Below are 21217 nucleotides of genomic sequence, written 5' to 3'. Positions count from 1 at the left end.
TGTGGGTAATAGTAAGATTTAAATCCTATTGAGCATTACTGGTTTAAAATCAAGAACGAAATAAGAAAAACTGTTTCTAATTTTGAGCACTTTTTTGATGCGGTTTACTATGCTCTTAAAAAAGTCACTACCTTATCGCATTAAGCTATATTGTACTTACTGAATCTCAGTTACAAGTACTAGAGAAACGACGTAGCGAAAAAGAAGCCCATGGCGAGATTGAGACACAGCATCCAGGTTATCTAGGATGCCAAGATACATATTATGTAGGAAATTTTAAGGGTATAGGTAAGGTTTATTCTCAGGTATTTATTGATAGCTATAGCAGAGTAGCTGATGCTAAACTATATATTGATAAAACAGCTTTAACTGCTGCTGATATGCTTAATGACCGCGTGTTACCATGGTATGAAACTCAAGGCATACCAATACTTCGTATTCTGACAGATCGCGGGTCAGAATATAAGGGAAATATAGAGCATCATGCTTTTGAATTATTTCTAAGTATCGAAGGTATAGAACATACTATTACTAAAGCATATTCTCCTCAAACAAATGGTATGTGTGAACGTTTTAATAAAACCATGAAACAAGAATTCTTTGATACAGCTATGTGGAAAAAGATCTACACTGATCTTGATGATTTACAATTAGATCTTGATATTTGGTTAGAGCATTTCAATAATGAGCGACCACATTCAGGAAAATATTGTTATGGTAAAACGCCTATGCAAACTTTTAAGGATAGTAAGAAATTAGCTATTGAAAAGAACAATGAAATCTTATATCTTGAATACTTATCTGACAGTCATAATTTATCAGATATTCAGATATAATTTTTATATATTATTGAATATAGTTAAAAAACTATTGCTTATTTGTGTACTGTAATTTATGCTGATTAACAAATCGTACACCATTCTACGTCAAGCCTAGTTAACCAATAAATTAATTATAACTAAATAGGTCTGCAAGCCAGACTATGTATAGTCAATTCAGTTAAATTTTGTGACAGGCGTAAGGAGCGACGCCTATAATAATAGGCGAGACGACGAACAACGAAGCACAAATTTCAAATCAATTGACTATAGGTAAGGGATTATGCCTAATTTCAGTATGTTCAAAAGCATATTACCTGATCATCATGATCAATTTGCTGAAATTTTTGATCAAATTAATGATTTATTAGAAGATCATAATTATAGTGCTGCAGCTAGTAGGCTTGCAGAACTTCATTATGCTGATTTAGCTGATTTCTTAGATAATTTAAGTCCTAAAACCTATAAAATAATTATTCCCCTACTACAAGACAAAATTAAACCTGAAACTTTGGTTTCATTAAATGCTTACAGCAAACCTTTAATAATAGAAACTCTTGGTATAAAAAAATCAGCAGAATTAATTGATAAGTTAGATATAGAAGATGCTATTGAAGTTGTAATTGATTTAGATGATGATATTAAAGATTTAATATTAAGCAATCTTTCTAAAGAAAAAAAACATCAAATTACTATTGGGTGTACATATCCAGAAAATACAGTAGGAAGGGTAATAGAGCGAGACTTTGTTAATCTTCAAGAAAATTGGACCGTTAAAGAGTCATTAAATTTTATAAAAACTGTCAAAAATGACTTCCACGCTGCTATTATTACAGACAATAAACTACGCCCTATCGGTATCATCTCTCTTAGTACTTTAATTAAGCATGAAAAAAATGAGTTAGTAAAAAATTTAATGAGTAAAGATTTTAAACTGGCTGATAGTTTCACCGATTTAAATGAACTCAGTTTTATTTTTAAACAATATGCTTTAACTATAGTACCGGTGGTCAATAAAAATGGTAAATTAATTGGTAGCGTATCTATTGATAATATAATTTATATTATTGAAGAACAAGCCGAAAAGGATATATTATCGCTAAGCGGTGTGCATACACAAGATACCTTTTTTAATTTCTTTTATACTGTAAAACATCGTTTTCCTTGGCTGTTTGTTAATCTAATTACCGCCTGCTTGACATCACTTATTATTAATCATTTTAACGATACTATTGCAAAGCTTGTAACACTTGCTGCTACTATGCCTATAGTAGCGTCTATGGGCGGCAACGCAGGTACACAAGTTATGACAGTTACAGTTAGAGCACTTGCCAATAAAGATATTCATTATAGTAACGTAAGTAAAATAATCTTGAAAGAAATAGCCGTATCGGGTTTTAACGGCTTTGTGTTAGCAATTATCGGTGCAGGACTTAGTTTTGTGATGTTGATGGATCTTAATCTTAGCGTAATTTTCGCTATTGCTGTAATCTTAAACTTTCTGGTAGCAGGGTTATTTGGTTCTGCTATTCCTATATTACTGCACTATTTCGATATTGACCCAGCTGCCGGCTCTGGCGTCTTCCTAACCACCCTAACCGATGCTTTAGGTTTCCTCACATTTTTAAGTCTTGCTCACGTCTTTCTAGTGTAGCATAAATTTTTTTATTTATGGCTTAGAACATATCCTCTTTTAAAAATTCTAAATTCTAGGCAGATTAGGATCTGGTTTAGATTTAGTTTGTTTAACTTTCGACGGCAATACTGGTTTTTTTAATTTTTTCAATTCTTTAAAATTTTCCTTTAATTCTTCTAGATTTTTCTGCTTATCTTTATCCACTGAAGATATTACTGCACCTGATTTATGTAGCTCTTTTGAAAGCTGTTCTAACTGTTTTCGTACTTCTGGCTTCGTAGTAAAATAACAAATTTACTACCTATTATTTCTTTTATATTTTTAAGGTTTTCTTTGTAAGCGTCTTGTAAAGGCGGTCTAGACAAAATGTGACTATTCCAGTTTAAGATTCCATGGTAATAAATCTACTATTTTCTTAGAATTATAATCCTGAATGATCTCAAGTACTTTTTGTAAATATTTCCAAGGATTGATATTATTTAATTTAGCGGTTTCAATAATCGAATAGATAATAGCGGCAGTATGTCCCCCATTATCTGAGCCAGCAAACAACCAGTTTTTTCGTCCTATCGCGATTGAACGCATAGCACGTTCTGCAGCATTGTTATCAATTTCAATCTGGCCATTATCTAAAAATTTCATTAAAGCTTTCTGATTGTTCAAAGCATAAAAAATAGCTTTTGCTGTACTGCTTTTTTTGGGCAGTTGCTCATATGCTTTCCTGAAGCCTATAAATAATTTCTCAGTCAGTGGCCTAGATTCTTGCTGTCGCTCCTTAACTCTTACATCAGGATCTAGACCTCTAATTCGATTTTCAATCTTATAAATTTCAGCAATCTTCTCCAATATGGCAATCGCTATATTTGCTTTATCATTTGCGACTGTTATTTCATAAAATTTACGACGCATATGAGCCCAACATGCTGCCTCTTCTATTTTATTGCTTGATTGCTCATCATTAATATATAATTGGTTGTAACCAGAGTAAGCATCAGCATGCAAAGTGCCTGTAAAATTCTTAAGATGATCTAGGGGCCTTACTCCTTTCCGATCAGGACTATAAAAATAACACACTGCAATAGGAGCTTCGCTACCATAACCTCTACCATCTAATACATAGGTCCATATTCTACCAATTTTTGTTTTGCCAACGCCAGGAGCTAATACTTTTACTGGCGTATCATCACCATGTATTTGCTGACCAGAAAATATAAATTGTTGAATTGCTACTGCTACTGGCTCTAGTAGTTTAGCACATTGACCAGCCCAACTTGCCATAGTGGTTCTAGATAGGTTTATACCTTCTCTTTGATACATTTGTGACTGACGATATAGTGGTAAATGATTGCAATATTTCTGAATTAATATATGTGCTAGTAATCCAGCACCAGCCTTACCTTTATCAATAGCTTTGGATGGACGATAAGCTTGTACTATTAGTTCACAATTAGTACAAACACAGCGTGGTCTTATATGCCGCATAACCTTAAATGATGACGGAACATATTCTAATGTTTCTGAAATATCATCACTTATTTTACGAAATTTTGTTCCACCACAAGAAGTACATTGATTATCAACTTCTAATAATATATCTTCTCTTGGTAAATGCTCTGGTAACTTTTGACGTTTTGGTTGTTGATGACTATTATGATTATCTACAGCAACTTGATCATGATTTAATGCAATATGATCGATCTTACTTTTAAAACATGAAATAAGCTCATTTTCCTCTATTCTCAGCTCAATATTCTGTATTTGTCGCTCTAACTTTTCTGATGATTTACCATATCGTTTAGATTTTAATAACGCCAATTGTTCCTTTAAACTATTATTTTCTTCAGTTAATGACCTATTTTCTGCATTAAGAAATTTATTTTTAATGACCAATGATTCTATATCAAGATTTAATGTTGCAACACTTTGATGCAACCCTTCTATTTCTGATAGTAAATTTTTATTAATCACAAATGCTATCCCAGTATCTCAAATCAAGTACCAACCTTTACAGAAGCCATTTTTTATAAATAGCAACTCCAGCTACTTCTTACTGAAACACTATAAAAATGACTAATTGTTATAGTAAAACTTTATAGACTAAATTATCAAGTATATATTTGAAATTAAAACTACATTGCTAAAACTAAAGCGAATTTATCCAATATATTCAGGTCTATTAGACCATCTTGGATTACGCCAATCTATACCTTCTATTAACATTGATAATTGTGCCTTGGTAATGCTAATAGATTGCTTCTCATCAACCTTAGGCCATGTAAACTTACCACTATCAAGACATTTATAATACAAACAAAAACCTTGACCATCCCACCATAATATTTTTATCTTGTCTGCTTGTTTACCCCTAAAAACAAATAAAATACTCTTATGAAACTGATGTAATAATATCGATTGTGCCAATATTGATAAACCGTTAATACCCTTACGCATATCCGTACAACCAGTGCAAAGATATATCCTACTTTCTGAAGACAAATTTAACATTGTAGCTCCAGTATTTTGATTATCTCCAGAAGTTTTGTACTTTTAATGTTGCCTTCAAGTAACAAAGAAAAATTATTAAATACTAATTCTGCTTTATTTAATATTATATGCTCATTGTGGTGTACTGATAATTCAACAAATTGATTATTTGAATTATTAGATACTTCCTTTTGGATCTTGTCACTCTTCTGTCTACTACGCCAACTGTATAATGTTTTAACAGATATTCCATAAGATTTTGCAAGTTGGGATATAATACATCCTGTTTTATATGATTCACTAATGATTTGGTTCTTTTGTTTTTCTGTAATAGTGGGGATTTTGATATTCTTCATACTATATTATCCTTTGCTTATGCCACTATAGAATAATATGTATTGCTCACTATTTACTAGACCGCCTTTACAAGACGCTTACTTTTCTTTTGAAATTTTATAATATTTTATACCGATATAATTAACTATTTTTGACCATACAGATCGTTTTTGATAAAGGTCTTGATGGATTATATCTACTAACTTTTTTTTGTTAGAAGTTAGTACTTCAATTGAAAATTCTTCTAAAAATCTAGATATATGTCTCTTAATTTTCTCTCGTTGCTGACCTTCAATAGCTATTTTTTTGTTTTGTTCTAACTTTTTTATTGATGTTTCAATTATTGAAGATATTTCAGCTTCTTTTTCTTCATTTTTTTTATTTTCATATCTTTCTTGCGTATTAGCATGCTTTTCTACATATGATCTATTTTTTTCTCTACCAAATTTTGAACATATCCACCGTTAGGGCTCCGTATGTCACCTTCTGCAATCAGTTTATCCATATCAGATAACTTTTCGTATTCTTTTGTTCCTCGAAAAAGGGGAGCATATAGCAGAAAATTAATACTTTGAGCAATTCTATTATCTATTGAATCTTTAGAATCTCTTTGAGGATAAAATTTTTGTTTGAGAATGAAATAATGGTTTAATATTTCTTGCGGTATATTTTTGACATTAAGAGACTGTAATTCTGACTTAGAGTTAAGTTCGGCTTTCATACCATGACGTTTTGCTTCCAATAATAATTCTCCCCAAATTTTATTATCAGTAGTACGACAAACAAAATTTGGATCATTAGTTGGCATTAGCTCGCCTGCATGTTCCATTACTGCCCTATTTAATTTATGTAACTGCTCATTTTTAAGATTTGTATCTATAATAGATATAAAAGCTTCTCTTTGCTTTTGCTTACTTGCAGTACTAAAGCTTGCTGTATTTTTTCTAAAACTTTTAAATCAAAATCCTTATTTTCTAACTCTTCAATAACTAAATCTGCTAGATTTTTATTTGTAATAAAATTTTGATTCTTTTAGCATATATGGTAATAACTTAATGACACAATTATATTAAATATGTAATAAACTAATTACTATAAATTTTTATCAACTATGTGATTGAAACTTCATAATAGTAGCTCATAAGTCATATTATTATTCTCATCATGACCCAAAACTCTTATTATAATGATTTTGTATAAAAGTTAAAATATTTTAATTTTTACTGAGGGGATGATGTAACAATGCTTTTTTAAGATGGTTGGTTTGAAGATGGGTATATATTTGAGTAGTAGAGATATCAGCATGACCTAACAGCTCTTGGATCACTCTTAAATCTGCTCCACCCTCAAGTAAATGACTTGCAAAGCTATGACGCAATACATGTGGGGAAATATTCTCAGGATTAAGTCCTGCATAAAGAGCAGCTGATTTTAAGAGAATAGCAAAATTTTGTCTAGTCATATAACCCGCAATAGCTGAAGAGGGAAATAAATAAATCAAATTTTTTGGTTTTGTTTTATTTACAAAATTATCTCTAACAGCTAAATACTTAACAAGACTATTAACAGCCTGCTCATTTATTACTATAATTCTTTCTTTATTACCTTTACCAAGCACAGAAAATATTTTTTTCACTTCTCTTGACATTTTATTAGTTAGAATATCACTAAGCTTGAGACTAACTAGCTCTGACACTCTAAGACCGCTAGCATAAAGCAGATGAATCATTGCATTAAGCCGAATACTTTCAGGTGAAATATCTTGCGAGCAATATTCAAGCAATGACTTAATATCATCTATGGATAATATTTCAGGAAGTTTATTCTGATATTTTAGTAAATCTATATTTAGTAAAGGATTTAAGTTAGTATGGTTTTCACTAATTAAAAATTCATAATAACTTTTTATAGTTGATATTTTTCTGTTAATAGAACGAGCTTGCAAACCATTTTCTGCTAGATACTCAATCCAATTTCTAATATTTTCAGCAGTAATATTTAATTCTGATAGCTTTTGCTTGGCAAGGTAATTACGAAAATCTAATAAATCACGCTTATAACTAAGTATGGAATTTTTTGATAATGCTCGCTCAGCGAGTAACATTTCTAGGAATTGTGAAATAAATTCCATAAAATTTTTAATTTTAGATGGAGGCTAGGGTCGGAATCGAACCGACGAATAGAGGATTTGCAGTCCACGGCATTACCACTTTGCTACCCAGCCGATATTCAGTGTCATCTAGTTGCTTGTCCACGGTATCCAGAAAAATAACTAAAAATATCAATAATATTGATATTTTTAACTAGATCCCGTGAATAAATCACAGGATGACAACAAACCGCATATTACCAACAATAAAGAAAAAAAGCAAATAATATATTTACACCAGCTCACTAATCTGCGATTTTGCAAATAGTTTAATTTGGAAATTAATAAACTCTGCATCACCTTTTGTTCCTATTTCAGCAAACTTATTAGCTTTAAGTAACAGGTCATAATCCCTTGCTAAATCAGCGAAGAAAAAATCCATCTCACCGCTTTGCTTTACGCCTAAAATTTCGCCACTACCACGAAGTTTTAAGTCCTGCTCGGCAATATAAAATCCGTCATTAGTTTGTTTCATTATCTCAAATCTACCACGCCCAACTTTACCAAGTCTTTTAGGATTATAAAGCAATATACAATATGATTGTAAACTGCCCCTCCCTACTCTACCTCTCAGCTGATGGAGCTGAGCAAGCCCAAACCTTTCAGCATTTTCAATAATTATTAAAGTTGCTTCTGGCACGTCTATCCCAACCTCAATAACAGTTGTTGCAACTAATATCTTAATTTCTCCACCCTTAAATTGCTTCATTACAGCATCTTTTTGCTCATTTTTCATCTTACCATGAATAATACCAGTACACCCCTTATAAATATTCTCAATCGAATTAAAACGATTCATTACATCCATTAATAGGCTATCTTCTTCTGTTTTTTCTTTATCGTACTGCTCTATCAATGGACATATCCAATATATTCGCTCGCCTGCAATAAGCTTCTTATTTATCGCTTCTATAATATGTTCAATTTTATTAATAGATATAGTGTTTGTAGCAATAGGCAAACGATTTTTTGGCTTTCCTTGAAGTTTAGATATAGTCATATCCCCAAAAATAGTGAGGGCAAGGCTTCTTGGAATTGGTGTTGCGGTCATAACTAAAACATCGGGGTTTATGCCTTTACTTATTAGATCAAGTCTTTGTTGTACACCAAATCTATGTTGCTCATCTATCACTATATAACCGAGCTTCTTGAAATTTACTTTTTCTTGAAATAAAGCGTGAGTGCCAATTAATATATCAATTTCACCATTTCCAAGCTGCATCATAATATTTTTTCTAGCCGAGCCGAGTATTTTACCGGTAAGTAATCCAATTTTTATATCGGTATTTTTCAAAGCTCTAACAAAAAACTCATAATGCTGATTGGCAAGTAGATCAGTCGGAGCCATTAAGGTTGCCTGAAATTCTGAAGCTGCTACATTTACCATGGTAAGCAGTGCTACTAAAGTTTTACCTGATCCAACATCACCTTGCAGTAATCTCATCATCTCAATACTGCTAGCCTGATCTCTTTCTATCTCTTCTATTACTTGCTGCTGATAAGAAGTTAACTCAAACCCAAGGCTATTTAGTATATTAGTCTGAAGTTGCTCTGCTTTAGGGTAAATATTACCATGCTTTTCTGCTATTTGCGTACGTGCCTTAAAAAGAGATATTTGATTAGCAACGAGCTCTTTGGCTGCAAGATGTTTTAAAGGAATATCTTGTTCTTTAATTGTCATCCCGCGACTTGATCGCGGGATCCAGTCATTTTTAATACTTTTCTGGATACCGTGGTCAAGTAACGGTATGACACCATCGCTTACATGCAACACTTTCAAACTCTCTAGCACCTCCTCTAAATATTCCCTTACCTCTTTATCCTGCACACTCTTACATTTCTCTTCAAACATATCTATTGCTTTTATAATATATGAATATAACTGTTTGTTACTAATTAAATATGTCAAAGAATAAATAGGCTCTAGTTCGTTTGTAAGTTTGGGATTAACAATAAACTCAGGATGAGAAATTTGTATGTGATGATCAAAAAACTGTACTTTACCGCTAATAATATGCTTAGTTCCAACTTTTAGTTTATTAAAAATAAATGGCGGTGGTTTATGAAAAAATACTAATAGCAATGAACCTGTATCATTACTTGCTGTAATTCTTAGAGGTTGATGGCTTTTATTAGGTATATTAACACTTTCAATTATTACTTCTGATTGAATTAAATCACCCTCTCTAACCTCTGTTAAATTAGGCGATAATGTTTTTGTTTGATAAGAAACAGGGGAATAAAATAGCAAATCACGAATATTACTAATACTAAGCCTTTTAAGTGCAGCTGTAGTATCTTCACGAATATTAATAAAAGCTTTGATAGGAGAAAATAGAAATTTCTCTAAAACGGTTAGCATATATAATTATATATCATTATTTAATATTATGATTATACATATACATCTAATAAATGAAAAGTTGGTAGACGAAGTTTTATTTGAAAAAGAGCATGTAGTCTGTAAGACGAGGAGCGGAGCGTACATTTAGTACGTGAGCATCTGAGGGTTACAAAGACAACATAGCCAATTTTTCAAATAAAACAAGTATACATTTGAGAATAATAAAAAATAATTATTTAATTTATACCAGAGATGAAAATCACTTTTTATCTCTGGTATACCTAGTATAAATGAAGAGTTGATGGAGGAGTATACTCGTTATGTTAAGGCTTATAAATCTAGTTTTAGACCTGCTCTAACTATAGCTGAAGATTTTAAAGGCATACCCTCTATAAATCCTGCTGTTTTATAACCGCCTGAACCAACTATTTTAAATGTATCATTTAAGCTAAGTTCAAAATTAACAGCTCCAAAACCACCTTTTTTACATTTTTCTTTTAAAGGAGTAGCAGTTAACATTTTAGGCTGATTCCAATAAGCAGCTTCTAAACCTAAAGAAATAAAATCAAACTTTGCTAAGTTATTTGCCTTAATTACAACGCCATAAGACTTGAATTTTTGATTTTTCCCATAGTTAATATTAAGTTGGATATATTTATCATCAATGACGAAATGATTAAGGGACTGTTGCGAGATGAGAGGGTAGCAGGTATAATAAAAAAATAAAAAATATGTTTATATGTCAGAGTATCAAATGCTAATGGTAAGTTTAGATGAGTTAGTAAATGCGGATCATCAATATCGTAAATTCAAAAGTTTATTCAAATTCAAAGCAGTTGAAGCTGAGTTATTAGCATTAGAATGCGAAGCTAATTATAAAGGATATGGTATAGAGAGGCTGTTTAAATGTTTGCTGCTACAATTTATGGAAGACTTATCTGATCGGGAATTAGAACGTTATTTAGCTGATAGCACAGCGGCGAAATGGTTTTGTAATTTTGCTCTTACAGAAAAGACACCTGATTATAGTGTATTTAGTAAAATACGTAAAAAAATAGGTACTAATTTACTATCAAAAATATTTACAAAATTCCGCGATCAACTACGAGTACAAGGCTATATGGGTGAAGTATTTACCTTTGTAGATGCTTCTCATTTAATCTCAAAAGCTAATCTCTGGGAGGAACGTGATAAACTAAGAGCACAAAAATATGATAAATTGAATAATGAGACTTTGCCTAAGGTTGCAAAGGATAAACAAGCCAAAATTGGCTGTAAGGGAGGGAATAAATTTTGGTATGGTTATAAAAAACATGTGAGTGTTGATATTCAATCAGGCATGATCAATAAGGTTGCAGTTACCCCTGCAAATGTTACCGATAGCAAAGGTTTTAAGCATGTTATGCCAAGTTCTGGTGCTACATATGTTGATAAAGGTTATTGTACAATCTCTACCAAGAATGCAGCAGCTAAAAAGGGAGTCCATCTTTGTGCAATAAAGAAAAATAATATGAAAGATAAGAATTTTGACCTTGATAAATATTATACGAAAATCAGAGCACCTTTCGAGATGGTATTTTCAAAAGATAATAAGCGGGTTAGATATATAGGAATTGCCAAAAATCAATTCTCCGAATTTATGAATGCCATATGTTTTAATTTAAAACGATTAGTGGTTTTAACAACTTTAATGGCTTAAAGAAATTTATTAATAAAAATTCTAACTCTGTAAACAAATCTCTATTAAATTACTACACTATTGAATAACATTTATCTCTATATTAAACAGAATTTCTTTTTTAAAATATTTATTACCTCCTTTCCTCTTATTTTACTATCAAAAATTATCTTTCAACGACCCCATTAACTAAACCACGCTCTAAACCATATGGAGCAAGTATAGCTCTGGTAGCTGGTAAATATTTCACTCTTCCTAAATTAGTCATCGGAATATTATCAAGGTTAGTATTCATTACAAATGAATAAGCAGAATAGAATAAAAATGGATCTATTAAATCTAAACAGGAGTTTCGCACTTAGAGCCTGTCTTGAAAGTGTATTGAGAACAAAAACAATACACTAATTCATAGCAAGCAGTTTACAATTTGTATAAAAAAGCAGTAATTTTGCTAAAAATTGTAAATTTTTTGATACATCAAACAGTGCTAAAGTAATATGTTGCAGTACTATTTAATGAGCATATTCGTCTTTCAAGATAGGCTCTTAGCAAAGAATATGGTAATCTAGAGAAAAATAGTTTTAGATAAAAATGACAAGATCAAAATGTAGCAAAGATTTATATCAATCGTTTTTACAAGCAAGTAGTGTAAGATATACTGGCAAAGCATTATCTGAAGTAAGCCCAGTAGATCTATCGCACGATAGTGCAAGTCGATGGTTAAAGAGTAAAGATTTTCGCCCTAGCGAAATCTATAGCAAAGTGTCAAAATATCTTGATCTAGAGGAGCCTTGTTTATTAGTAGGAGATGACACCTTATTGTCAAAGCAATACAGTAAGAGGATCGAGCTTGTAAAGTATCAATATTCTGGGGCTGTACATGATGTTATACCTGGTATAGGAATGGTAAACTTACTGCATTACAATACTCAAATTGATCAATCTACTCCTGTAGATTATAGAATATATGATAAAGAAACTGATGGCAAAACAAAGAACGAGCATTTTTGTGATATGCTTACTTTAGCTAAAGAAAGAGGTATCAATCCTGATGCCATAGTCATGGATGCTTGGTATAGTGGTTTGGATAATTTAAAACATATACGTAATTTAGGTTGGATATGGGTTACTAACCTAAGAAGAAATAGAAAAGTTAATCGTAATGTTAGCTTGGACACTTTGGAGATTCCCGATGAAGGGCTAAAAATTCATCTACGTGGATACGGTTGGGTAACGGTATTTAAGTTTGTGGCAAAAAATGGTCGCATTGATTACATAACAACTAATTTAGAAAACCCTACACGTGAGCAAATAGAGAAAATTGTTAAGGCACGTTGGTCTATAGAAGTTTATCATCGAGAATTAAAACAAACTTGTGGTATTGAAAGCTGTCAGGCACGCACGGGTCGAGCTCAAAGAAATCATATTTGCCTTGCTGTATTGGCATGGCTTGATATGAACAAAAGGAGGATAAATGAAAAAATTACTTTATATCAACAAACTTGGGAAGTTATAAAAACATCAATTCAGAATAACATTAGATGGCTTCTAACTGATATGCAATTTTCCTAAGTGCGAAACTCCTGCTAAATAAGCATAAGATATAATAGTTGAGATTTTATCTTACATTTAGTAAAATAAATTAATTATTAAATGGAGATAAGAAATGAACTTAAATCAAAAAATAATAAAGCCAAAATTAGGATTACTAGAACTCGCTAAGAGTCTTGGTAGCATATCATCAGCATGTAAAGCGATGGGCTATAGCAGAGATAGTTATTACAGATTTAAAGAACTGTATGAAACTGGTGGTGAAGAAGCGTTGTATGAGATTAGCCGGAAGAAGCCAATAATAGCGAATAGAGTTGATCCAGAGATAGAGAAGGCAGTAATGGATATGGCAATAGAATATCCAGCATATGGACAGATTCGAGTATCAAATGAGCTTAAGAAGAGCGGTATACTTGTATCACCTGGAGGAGTGAGATCAATTTGGTTACGTAATGATTTAAACAATATCAATAAAAGGCTTAAAGCATTAGAAGCAAGGATGGCTCAGGATGGTATTGTACTTACTGAATCTCAGTTACAAGTACTAGAGAAACGACGTAGCGAAAAAGAAGCCCATGGCGAGATTGAGACACAGCATTCAGGTTATCTAGGATGCCAAGATACATATTATGTAGGAAATTTTAAGGGTATAGGTAAGGTTTATTCTCAGGTATTTATTGATAGCTATAGCAGAGTAGCTGATGCTAAACTATATACTGATAAAACAGCTTTAACTGCTGCTGATATGCTTAATGACCGCGTGTTACCATGGTATGAAACTCAAGGCATACCAATACTTCGTATTCTGACAGATTGTGGGTCAGAATATAAGGGAAATATAGAGCATCATGCTTTTGAATTATTTCTAAGTATCGAAGGTATAGAACATACTATTACTAAAGCATATTCTCCTCAAACAAATGGTATGTGTGAACGTTTTAATAAAACTATGAAACAAGAATTCTTTGATACAGCTATGCGGAAAAAGATCTACACTGATCTTGATGATTTACAATTAGATCTTGATATTTGGTTAGAGCATTTCAATAATGAGCGACCACATTCAGGAAAATATTGTTATGGTAAAACGCCTATGCAAACTTTTAAGGATAGTAAGAAATTAGCTATTGAAAAGAACAATGAAATCTTATATCTTGAATACTCATCTGACAGTCATAATTTATCAGATATTCAGATATAATTTTTATAGTGCCTGTAAGATCAAATCTTGACTTCTACAAAGTATTAGAGCTTGAATTAAACCCACAAGGAACTCTTGCTGAACGAATAAGAGCTGCTAGTGCTGGGATTCCTGCTTTCTATACTAAAACCGGCATAGGAACGATTGTAGAAGAGAGTAAAGAAACTAAAGAATTTAACGGCAAAAAATATATAATGGAGACGGCTCTGCACGCTGATCTTGCTATCATAAAAGGTTTTAAAGCTGATAAAAGCGGTAATGTTATTTATAATAAAACTGCAAGAAATTTTAACGCAGTAATGGCAGGTGCGGCAAAAGTCACTGTTTGCGAAGTAGAAGAAATAGTTGAAGTTGGCGAGCTTAATCCCGACCATATCCACACTCCTAATATCTTCGTACAGAGGCTGATCGTCGGCAAAAAGTACGAAAAACGCATTGAGCAACTAACAACAAGAGCAAAATAAATGGCTTGGAGCAAAGAACAAATTTATCAAATAACAGCAGAGCTTGAACTCACAGACGGATTATATGTTAATCTTGGTATAGGTATGCCAACTAACGTGGCAAACTATATCCCTAAAGGCGTAACTATAACGCTTCACAGCGAAAACGGTATGCTTGGGATGGGACCTTTTCCTTATGTAGGTGATGAAGATCCTGACTTAATTAATGCCGGCAAGCAAACTATAACAGTTTTGCCTGAAAGTAGTTATTTTGACAGTAGCTTTTCGTTTGGGATGATTAGAGGAGGACATGTTGATCTGACTATTTTAGGAGCTATGCAAGTTTCAGAAAAAGGCGACCTTGCTAACTGGACTATTCCGGGTAAAATGGTTAAAGGTATGGGCGGGGCTTTGGATTTGGTTGCTAACACCAAACGAGTAGTTGTTATAATGGAACATAATGCCAAAGATGGCGGTGCTAAATTATTAAAAGAATGTAATTTTCCGTTAACAGGTGCTAGAGTAGTTAATAGAGTAATTACCGACCTTGGAATTTTTGATATCGATAAAGATAAAATGATGCTCTCTAAAAAACCTGACGACGTTACTGTTGAAGAAATAAAATCTAAAACTGAAGCTGAATTTGTGGTAAATTTATAAGGATAAAATAATGGTTAAAGTAGCTATCGTATATTATAGTGGATATGGTCATACTGTTAAAGTAGCCGAAGAAATAAATAAAAGTGCAAAGGAAGCAGGGGCAGAAACCTTTTTAATTCAAATAAATAAAGATAAACCGGATAATGTAGATTGGAGTTTATTGGACAATGCAGATGCTATTATTTTGGGGGCTCCAACTTATATGGGAAGTTTAGCAGGACCATTCAAAACATTTATGGATTCTACTTCAATAAAATGGAATGATCAAAAAAATGGAGAGATAAAATAGCTGCAGGATTTACTAATTCTGCTTCTTATTCAGGCGATAAGCTTTGCAGTATACAACAACTATTTCACTTAAGCATGCAACATGGTATGATTTGGGTTGGACAAGCTGAAAAAGCTCCAAATTTTGCCGATCACGAAATGCCTGACCACGATAAAACTAACCGCTTAGGTAGCTGGTCCGGTCTTATGACCCAATCAAATCATAAATCCGCTCCCGATATTGCTCCTACAAAAGGTGATTTACTTACTGCTAATTTATTTGGAAAAAGAATAGTTGAAGTGACCAAGAAATTGAAAGGTAGTTGATAACATGATAGAGTTAATCCATTCTAGCAAGCTTCATGCTAGAATGAATTCTTGTAATCGCTTAGCTTATGAACGATTATAAGATTACTATATTGTATTATACGTTATACTCAAGTGCAAGCATACCATTACCAACTAATTCTAGTGCACTGTCTTCTAATACAGATGCTATATTAGATACTTCGCTATGGCTTGGTAAGTTTTCATAAACAAGATTACATAGTCCTGCTGCTCCGTATCCTATACCTGCTAAATTGTGCCCTACAAATTTAACTCCCTCTACTCCTGTACAGAATGCATTTTTTGCACATTCTATTGTATTTTCTGGTGCAGCGAAAAGTGTTGCTCCAACAAAAACTGCCATAACAGCAGTAGGATGATAATAAATTGCACTAGCAGTACTTGCTACTAAACCGCTTACAAATTTTGGCAAAGCAAAATTAACGGAGTAACCACCCATTACTTTACCAGCAAATTGATCATAAGCACCAAAACCAGTTACAGCTTGAAATATTGCTCCAGCACCATAAGTAGCTGTTAAACCAGTGTACATACCACAATTTGCTGCAGCTTGACCAGCTTTTGCAAAATGTTCTGTAGCATTAAATGATACTCCTCGCAGCAGAGCTACGAGGTATCTATCCAAAAAGTTTTAACTGTTTTTGTTGAAATGCTTTATAAGAAGGTTTGCCTGAACCTTGATTTTTTACATAATTACGTAATTTCCGCTCATCACCATGTTTACCTACTGTGCTCATAAAATATCCTTTACTCCAAAACTCACTTCCCCATAATTTTTCTTTAAGATTTGGATATTTCTTAAACATTTCCTTAGATGTAATACTTTTTATGATTTGAGTTATTTTTGTTGGGCTATACATTGGTATTGACTGTAGTAAAAAATGTACATGTTCTTTATCTACTCCTATTTCCAAAAATCTAATTTCATAACGAGCCTCTATGTCCTCACAAATTTTACATAAATAATCGTCTAGTTCCTCATTGAATATTACTCTTCTATACTTTGCCGGTGTTACTAAATGATATATTAGTACTGTGACATTATCACTTTTATGTATATAACTGCTTTCTTCCATGCATCTAGTATATCACGAAGCAGACCTTCGGGGAATTAAACCCTAAGAGATTAAATATTTGATTAATAAGCATTTTATTGGCTTCTTTATCCAATGGTATATATTGATCATTTTTTAATTCTTTAAAATCCAAAGATTAATTTGTAATTTCATATTCAACACGATTTTTTACTGCTGTATTCACTTTTTCATTAGTTGAAAACTTTTCTCGAAATTCTTTACCATAATTACTTATTCTTTCTTTTATTGCAGGAAATTCTTCAAAATCTTTTCCATCAGAAACCTCTGGAAGAACCTTTTTTTCTACTAAATACTCCCTCAAATCTGTTAGGGTTGCTTTAAGGCTTATTACCGCATTTACCCCTCCAGTTTTACTTTCTTGATTCTTTTCCGTTTCTATTGTCGCATTTAATTCCTTTTGAAATTCTGCATCCTTTACATCAATTGGTTTTTTACTAGCTTTAACTTTATTTACAAATTGACCTGCTGCAAAATTTTCTAAATTTTTTATATCTTTTTCAACATAATCTAATCTTTCTAAAATAATTTTTTCTTTTTGCTCCTTAGTAAGCGTATTTGCCTTTCCTTTTCCATAATTATCTTTTGACATATCAAAATTCCTTATTAAGTTTATTTAATTAAATCATTGTTTAAAAATACTAACAAGTTAATTAAAATTAATTTAGGTTAAAATATATTATAAATATAAAATTATTACCTAAATGACACTCTTGAATATTGACAATTTACTTAACAATATAGCAAAAATAGCTTATATTGTAGGATGTTATTTTTGTGAAAGTTCTGTCTTATGAGTTCTATGCTATTCCCACATAGACTTTGTTGCGTGGAGTAAAAAACAGGAGTTTCGCACTTAGGAAAATTGCATATCAGTTAGAAGCCATCTAATGTTATTCTGAATTGATGTTTTTATAACTTCCCAAGTTTGTTGATATAAAGTAATTTTTTCATTTATCCTCCTTTTGTTCATATCAAGCCATGCCAATACAGCAAGGCAAATATGATTTCTTTGAGCTCGACCCGTGCGTGCCTGACAGCTTTCAATACCACAAGTTTGTTTTAATTCTCGATGATAAACTTCTATAGACCAACGTGCCTTAACAATTTTCTCTATTTGCTCACGTGTAGGGTTTTCTAAATTAGTTGTTATGTAATCAATGCGACCATTTTTTGCCACAAACTTAAATACCGTTACCCAACCGTATCCACGTAGATGAATTTTTAGCCCTTCATCGGGAATCTCCAAAGTGTCCAAGCTAACATTACGATTAACTTTTCTATTTCTTCTTAGGTTAGTAACCCATATCCAACCTAAATTACGTATATGTTTTAAATTATCCAAACCACTATACCAAGCATCCATGACTATGGCATCAGGATTGATACCTCTTTCTTTAGCTAAAGTAAGCATATCACAAAAATGCTCGTTCTTTGTTTTGCCATCAGTTTCTTTATCATATATTCTATAATCTACAGGAGTAGATTGATCAATTTGAGTATTGTAATGCAGTAAGTTTACCATTCCTATACCAGGTATAACATCATGTACAGCCCCAGAATATTGATACTTTACAAGCTCGATCCTCTTACTGTATTGCTTTGACAATAAGGTGTCATCTCCTACTAATAAACAAGGCTCCTCTAGATCAAGATATTTTGACACTTTGCTATAGATTTCGCTAGGGCGAAAATCTTTACTCTTTAACCATCGACTTGCACTATCGTGCGATAGATCTACTGGGCTTACTTCAGATAATGCTTTGCCAGTATATCTTACACTACTTGCTTGTAAAAACGATTGATATAAATCTTTGCTACATTTTGATCTTGTCATTTTTATCTAAAACTATTTTTCTCTAGATTACCATATTCTTTGCTAAGAGCCTATCTTGAAAGACGAATATGCTCATTAAATAGTACTGCAACATATTACTTTAGCACTGTTTGATGTATCAAAAAATTTACAATTTTTAGCAAAATTACTGCTTTTTTATACAAATTGTAAACTGCTTGCTATGAATTAGTGTATTGTTTTTGTTCTCAATACACTTTCAAGACAGGCTCTAAGTGCGAAACTCCTGAAAAAAACATGCAATGTCATTCCCACAAAAGCGGACATGACAAAAAGTACTCGGATTGACATCATTACATAACAAACTATAATTTAAAAAAACTAATACATAATATGACTTTTATAGAAGAATTTATAAACAAAGGGTATTTTCATCAATGTACCGATTTAGAGCGATTAACTAGTATAACGAAAGAAAATAAGATCGCTGCTTATATCGGTTTTGACTGTACAGCAACGTCTTTGCATATCGGTAGTTTAATGCAAATAATGATACTGCGATTATTGCAAAAGCATGGACATAAGCCAATAGTGATTATCGGTGGCGGTACAAGTAAAATCGGTGATCCTTCAGGCAAAGATGAAGCACGTAAAACTATAACTAAAGAAGATATAACAAAAAATGCTGAAGGGATCAAAAAATCCTTGTCAAAATTTATTAGATTTGGTGATGGTGAAAGTGATGCTATAATGCTTAATAATGCGGAGTGGTTGGACTCCCTTCATTATCTAGATTTCCTAAGAGATTTCGGTAGTCATTTTTCTGTCAACCGTATGCTAACTATGGATTCAGTAAAGTTAAGGCTAGAGCGAGAGCAACATTTAAGCTTTTTGGAGTTTAACTATATGTTGCTGCAAGCCTATGATTTTTACTATTTAAGCAAACATTATAATTGTAGTTTGCAACTTGGTGGTAGTGACCAATGGGGTAATATCGTAATGGGGGCTGATTTAACTCGCAAAATAAGTGGCAGCGAAGTATTTGGCATGACAACGCCTTTACTTACAACCGCTTCAGGTGCTAAAATGGGTAAGACGGCTGCAGGTGCTGTATGGCTTAACGAAGATCTGCTAAGCTCATATGATTATTACCAATATTGGCGTAACTGTGAAGATGCTGACGTGATTAGATTTGCTAAATTATATAGCGAGCTAGCAAGTGAAGAGCTTACAGCATTTGAAAATTTAGCAGCTGAAGATATTAATGCAGCTAAGAAGCAGCTTGCTTATGAATTGACTAAACTATGCCATGGAGAACAAGAGGCTAAGATTTCTTTAGAAACTGCGGTAAAAATATTTGAGCACGGACAAATTGATGAGAACTTGACTACTATAGTTTTAGAGCCGGAAATATTACAAGCGGGTATTACTGCATTCGAACTATTTCATGAAACAGGTCTTGCTACTTCTAAATCAGAAGCACGCAAGCTTATTAGGGGAAAAGGTGCTAAGGTGAATGATGAGCTTGTAGAAGACGAAAATATGGTAATTAATACTACTTTCTTACTTGAGAATAATGTTATTAAACTCTCTGCTGGTAAGAAAAGACATATATTAGTTAGGATTTAACTAATATGATGGGATTGCCTGTGTGGATCGAAAAACGTCCTGGATGTCATTCCTGCATAGGCATTGTTGCGTAGTTCCGATGTCATTCCTGCGAAAGCAGGAATCCAGAAAAATAAACATAAAAGTAGCAAATTTTTAAAAAATGATACTCCTCGCAGCAGAGCTACGAGGTATCTATCCAAAAAGTTTTAACTGTTTTTGTTGAAATGCTTTATAAGAAGGTTTGCCTGAACCTTGATTTTTTACATAATTACGTAATTTCCGCTCATCACCATGTTTACCTACTGTGCTCATAAAATATCCTTTACTCCAAAACTCACTTCCCCATAATTTTTCTTTAAGATTTGGATATTTCTTAAACATTTCCTTAGATGTAATACTTTTTATGATTTGAGTTATTTTTGTTGGGCTATACATTGGTATTGACTGTAGTAAAAAATGTACATGTTCTTTATCTACTCCTATTTCCAAAAATCTAATTTCATAACGAGCTTCTATGTCCTCACAAATTTTACATAAATAATCGTCTAGTTCCTCTTTGAATATTACTCTTCTATACTTTGCCGGTGTTACTAAATGATATATTAGTACTGTGACATTATCACTTTTATGTATATAACTGCTTTCTTCCATGCATCTAGTATATCACGAAGCAGACCTTCGGGGAATTAAACCCTAAGAGATTAAAAGTTTAGGTTATCTCGCTTTATACTGGATTCCCGCCTACGCGGGAAGACATTGCCCGCGTGGATCAAAAAACGCCCTCGGTGTCATACGTGTAATA

The 21217-nt window shown here is 32.6% G+C and carries 20 protein-coding genes, 1 tRNA gene and 5 pseudogenes; 10 read left to right on the top strand and 16 right to left on the bottom strand.

Annotated elements, in window-relative coordinates; all coding sequences use genetic code 11:
- Positions 1 to 149: 149 nt before the first annotated feature.
- Both ACOAL3_RS02070 and mgtE read left to right on the top strand, forming a co-directional pair.
- A pseudogene (locus ACOAL3_RS02070) lies at positions 150 to 836 on the top strand (integrase core domain-containing protein); the annotation flags it as partial.
- Positions 837 to 1101: 265 nt separating this feature from the next.
- Positions 1102 to 2472, top strand: coding sequence for a magnesium transporter (gene mgtE, locus ACOAL3_RS02065; protein WP_419235251.1), 1371 nt, complete (start codon positions 1102 to 1104; stop codon positions 2470 to 2472).
- Between the two features lie 48 nt (positions 2473 to 2520).
- Here mgtE and ACOAL3_RS02060 read toward each other — a convergent pair whose 3' ends face one another.
- The 10 genes and pseudogenes from ACOAL3_RS02060 to ACOAL3_RS02015 all read right to left on the bottom strand — a co-directional run bounded on the left by ACOAL3_RS02060 (position 2521) and on the right by ACOAL3_RS02015 (position 10286).
- On the bottom strand, positions 2521 to 2658 hold the full coding sequence (locus tag ACOAL3_RS02060; protein ID WP_419235250.1) for a hypothetical protein: 138 nt from the start codon (positions 2656 to 2658) through the stop codon (positions 2521 to 2523).
- A gap of 168 nt (positions 2659 to 2826) precedes the next feature.
- Entirely contained in the window at positions 2827 to 4422 is a 1596-nt protein-coding gene (gene tnpC / locus ACOAL3_RS02055; protein WP_419235249.1) for an IS66 family transposase, read from the bottom strand.
- A 186-nt stretch (positions 4423 to 4608) separates the two neighbouring features.
- Positions 4609 to 4959, bottom strand: coding sequence for an IS66 family insertion sequence element accessory protein TnpB (gene tnpB / locus ACOAL3_RS02050; protein ID WP_419235248.1), 351 nt, complete (start codon positions 4957 to 4959; stop codon positions 4609 to 4611).
- Positions 4953 to 5294 carry a transposase gene (locus tag ACOAL3_RS02045; RefSeq protein WP_419235247.1) on the bottom strand — a complete coding sequence of 114 codons (342 nt, stop codon included), beginning with the start codon at positions 5292 to 5294 and terminating at the stop codon, positions 4953 to 4955. The genes tnpB and ACOAL3_RS02045 overlap by 7 nt, the downstream gene beginning before the upstream one ends.
- An 84-nt stretch (positions 5295 to 5378) precedes the next feature.
- Positions 5379 to 6291, bottom strand: a pseudogene (locus ACOAL3_RS02040) (DUF5410 family protein); the annotation flags it as partial.
- A 196-nt stretch (positions 6292 to 6487) separates the two neighbouring features.
- Positions 6488 to 7405 (bottom strand): site-specific tyrosine recombinase XerD, encoded by a 918-nt coding sequence (locus tag ACOAL3_RS02035; protein ID WP_395476291.1) that lies wholly within the window; start codon positions 7403 to 7405, stop codon positions 6488 to 6490.
- An 18-nt stretch (positions 7406 to 7423) separates the two neighbouring features.
- A tRNA-Cys gene (locus ACOAL3_RS02030) sits at positions 7424 to 7498 on the bottom strand.
- A gap of 157 nt (positions 7499 to 7655) precedes the next feature.
- A pseudogene (locus ACOAL3_RS02025) lies at positions 7656 to 9074 on the bottom strand (ATP-dependent DNA helicase RecG); the annotation flags it as partial.
- 111 nt (positions 9075 to 9185) lie between these two features.
- A pseudogene (locus ACOAL3_RS02020) lies at positions 9186 to 9785 on the bottom strand (ATP-dependent DNA helicase RecG); the annotation flags it as partial.
- Positions 9786 to 10097: 312 nt separating this feature from the next.
- Positions 10098 to 10286, bottom strand: a complete 189-nt coding sequence (locus ACOAL3_RS02015) for a hypothetical protein (protein ID WP_041804889.1) — start codon at positions 10284 to 10286, stop codon at positions 10098 to 10100.
- Positions 10287 to 10506: 220 nt separating this feature from the next.
- Between ACOAL3_RS02015 and ACOAL3_RS02010 the strand changes: the two genes are divergently transcribed.
- Complete coding sequence (locus ACOAL3_RS02010; RefSeq protein ID WP_419234543.1) at positions 10507 to 11466, top strand: transposase; 960 nt, start codon at positions 10507 to 10509, stop codon at positions 11464 to 11466.
- 145 nt (positions 11467 to 11611) lie between these two features.
- Here ACOAL3_RS02010 and ACOAL3_RS02005 read toward each other — a convergent pair whose 3' ends face one another.
- On the bottom strand, positions 11612 to 11740 hold the full coding sequence (locus ACOAL3_RS02005; RefSeq protein ID WP_419235246.1) for a hypothetical protein: 129 nt from the start codon (positions 11738 to 11740) through the stop codon (positions 11612 to 11614).
- Positions 11741 to 12036: 296 nt separating this feature from the next.
- Here ACOAL3_RS02005 and ACOAL3_RS02000 point away from each other — a divergent pair, with 296 nt between their 5' ends.
- From ACOAL3_RS02000 to ACOAL3_RS01975, 6 genes and pseudogenes are all read left to right on the top strand, one after another.
- The gene (locus tag ACOAL3_RS02000; RefSeq protein WP_419234551.1) at positions 12037 to 13017 is read left to right on the top strand and encodes an IS701 family transposase; all 981 of its coding nucleotides are present in this window, start codon (positions 12037 to 12039) and stop codon (positions 13015 to 13017) included.
- Positions 13018 to 13111: 94 nt separating this feature from the next.
- Complete coding sequence (locus tag ACOAL3_RS01995; RefSeq protein WP_419235245.1) at positions 13112 to 14197, top strand: IS481 family transposase; 1086 nt, start codon at positions 13112 to 13114, stop codon at positions 14195 to 14197.
- A gap of 38 nt (positions 14198 to 14235) precedes the next feature.
- Positions 14236 to 14661: pseudogene (locus ACOAL3_RS01990) on the top strand (CoA transferase subunit A); the annotation flags it as partial.
- On the top strand, positions 14662 to 15300 hold the full coding sequence (locus ACOAL3_RS01985; protein ID WP_419235244.1) for a 3-oxoacid CoA-transferase subunit B: 639 nt from the start codon (positions 14662 to 14664) through the stop codon (positions 15298 to 15300). It abuts the pseudogene before it with no gap.
- 10 nt (positions 15301 to 15310) lie between these two features.
- Complete coding sequence (locus tag ACOAL3_RS01980) at positions 15311 to 15589, top strand: flavodoxin family protein (RefSeq protein ID WP_419235243.1); 279 nt, start codon at positions 15311 to 15313, stop codon at positions 15587 to 15589.
- A gap of 86 nt (positions 15590 to 15675) precedes the next feature.
- A complete protein-coding gene (locus tag ACOAL3_RS01975) occupies positions 15676 to 15894 on the top strand; it encodes a transcriptional regulator (RefSeq protein ID WP_395477658.1) in 219 nt (72 codons plus the stop codon).
- A gap of 97 nt (positions 15895 to 15991) precedes the next feature.
- Here the strand turns inward: ACOAL3_RS01975 and ACOAL3_RS01970 are convergent, their stop codons facing one another.
- From ACOAL3_RS01970 to ACOAL3_RS01955, 4 genes are all read right to left on the bottom strand, one after another.
- The gene (locus tag ACOAL3_RS01970; RefSeq protein ID WP_419235242.1) at positions 15992 to 16540 is read right to left on the bottom strand and encodes a hypothetical protein; all 549 of its coding nucleotides are present in this window, start codon (positions 16538 to 16540) and stop codon (positions 15992 to 15994) included.
- Positions 16533 to 16991: an IS200/IS605 family transposase gene (gene tnpA / locus ACOAL3_RS01965; RefSeq protein WP_419235156.1), complete on the bottom strand. Its 459-nt coding sequence runs from the start codon at positions 16989 to 16991 to the stop codon at positions 16533 to 16535. The genes ACOAL3_RS01970 and tnpA (ACOAL3_RS01965) overlap by 8 nt, the downstream gene beginning before the upstream one ends.
- A gap of 136 nt (positions 16992 to 17127) precedes the next feature.
- A complete protein-coding gene (locus ACOAL3_RS01960) occupies positions 17128 to 17601 on the bottom strand; it encodes a hypothetical protein (protein ID WP_419235241.1) in 474 nt (157 codons plus the stop codon).
- Positions 17602 to 17865: 264 nt separating this feature from the next.
- Positions 17866 to 18846 (bottom strand): IS701 family transposase, encoded by a 981-nt coding sequence (locus tag ACOAL3_RS01955; RefSeq protein ID WP_419234551.1) that lies wholly within the window; start codon positions 18844 to 18846, stop codon positions 17866 to 17868.
- Positions 18847 to 19197: 351 nt separating this feature from the next.
- Here ACOAL3_RS01955 and tyrS point away from each other — a divergent pair, with 351 nt between their 5' ends.
- Positions 19198 to 20433: a tyrosine--tRNA ligase gene (gene tyrS, locus ACOAL3_RS01950; protein ID WP_419235240.1), complete on the top strand. Its 1236-nt coding sequence runs from the start codon at positions 19198 to 19200 to the stop codon at positions 20431 to 20433.
- 174 nt (positions 20434 to 20607) lie between these two features.
- Here the strand turns inward: tyrS and tnpA (ACOAL3_RS01945) are convergent, their stop codons facing one another.
- The gene (gene tnpA, locus ACOAL3_RS01945) at positions 20608 to 21066 is read right to left on the bottom strand and encodes an IS200/IS605 family transposase (protein ID WP_419234618.1); all 459 of its coding nucleotides are present in this window, start codon (positions 21064 to 21066) and stop codon (positions 20608 to 20610) included.
- Positions 21067 to 21217: the final 151 nt, after the last annotated feature.

This window comes from Rickettsia endosymbiont of Nabis limbatus (genome assembly GCF_965196655.1).
Taxonomy (GTDB): domain Bacteria; phylum Pseudomonadota; class Alphaproteobacteria; order Rickettsiales; family Rickettsiaceae; genus Rickettsia.
This window is presented reverse-complemented; position numbering and strand designations above follow the sequence as displayed.

Bases quoted from the DNA above. Each gene is read 5' to 3' on its own strand.
- ACOAL3_RS01975 (WP_395477658.1), top strand. From the start codon at position 15,676: ATGATTTGGGTTGGACAAGCTGAAAAAGCTCCAAATTTTGCCGATCAC.
- ACOAL3_RS02010 (WP_419234543.1), top strand. From the start codon at position 10,507: ATGTCAGAGTATCAAATGCTAATGGTAAGTTTAGATGAGTTAGTAAAT.
- ACOAL3_RS01960 (WP_419235241.1), bottom strand. From the start codon at position 17,601: ATGTCAAAAGATAATTATGGAAAAGGAAAGGCAAATACGCTTACTAAG.
- tnpB (WP_419235248.1), bottom strand. From the start codon at position 4,959: ATGTTAAATTTGTCTTCAGAAAGTAGGATATATCTTTGCACTGGTTGT.
- ACOAL3_RS02000 (WP_419234551.1), top strand. From the start codon at position 12,037: ATGACAAGATCAAAATGTAGCAAAGATTTATATCAATCGTTTTTACAA.
- ACOAL3_RS01995 (WP_419235245.1), top strand. From the start codon at position 13,112: ATGAACTTAAATCAAAAAATAATAAAGCCAAAATTAGGATTACTAGAA.
- ACOAL3_RS02045 (WP_419235247.1), bottom strand. From the start codon at position 5,294: ATGAAGAATATCAAAATCCCCACTATTACAGAAAAACAAAAGAACCAA.
- tnpA (WP_419234618.1), bottom strand. From the start codon at position 21,066: ATGGAAGAAAGCAGTTATATACATAAAAGTGATAATGTCACAGTACTA.
- tnpA (WP_419235156.1), bottom strand. From the start codon at position 16,991: ATGGAAGAAAGCAGTTATATACATAAAAGTGATAATGTCACAGTACTA.
- ACOAL3_RS02015 (WP_041804889.1), bottom strand. From the start codon at position 10,286: ATGTTAACTGCTACTCCTTTAAAAGAAAAATGTAAAAAAGGTGGTTTT.
- ACOAL3_RS01985 (WP_419235244.1), top strand. From the start codon at position 14,662: ATGGCTTGGAGCAAAGAACAAATTTATCAAATAACAGCAGAGCTTGAA.
- ACOAL3_RS01955 (WP_419234551.1), bottom strand. From the start codon at position 18,846: ATGACAAGATCAAAATGTAGCAAAGATTTATATCAATCGTTTTTACAA.
- tyrS (WP_419235240.1), top strand. From the start codon at position 19,198: ATGACTTTTATAGAAGAATTTATAAACAAAGGGTATTTTCATCAATGT.
- ACOAL3_RS02035 (WP_395476291.1), bottom strand. From the start codon at position 7,405: ATGGAATTTATTTCACAATTCCTAGAAATGTTACTCGCTGAGCGAGCA.
- mgtE (WP_419235251.1), top strand. From the start codon at position 1,102: ATGCCTAATTTCAGTATGTTCAAAAGCATATTACCTGATCATCATGAT.
- ACOAL3_RS01980 (WP_419235243.1), top strand. From the start codon at position 15,311: ATGGTTAAAGTAGCTATCGTATATTATAGTGGATATGGTCATACTGTT.
- ACOAL3_RS02005 (WP_419235246.1), bottom strand. From the start codon at position 11,740: ATGAATACTAACCTTGATAATATTCCGATGACTAATTTAGGAAGAGTG.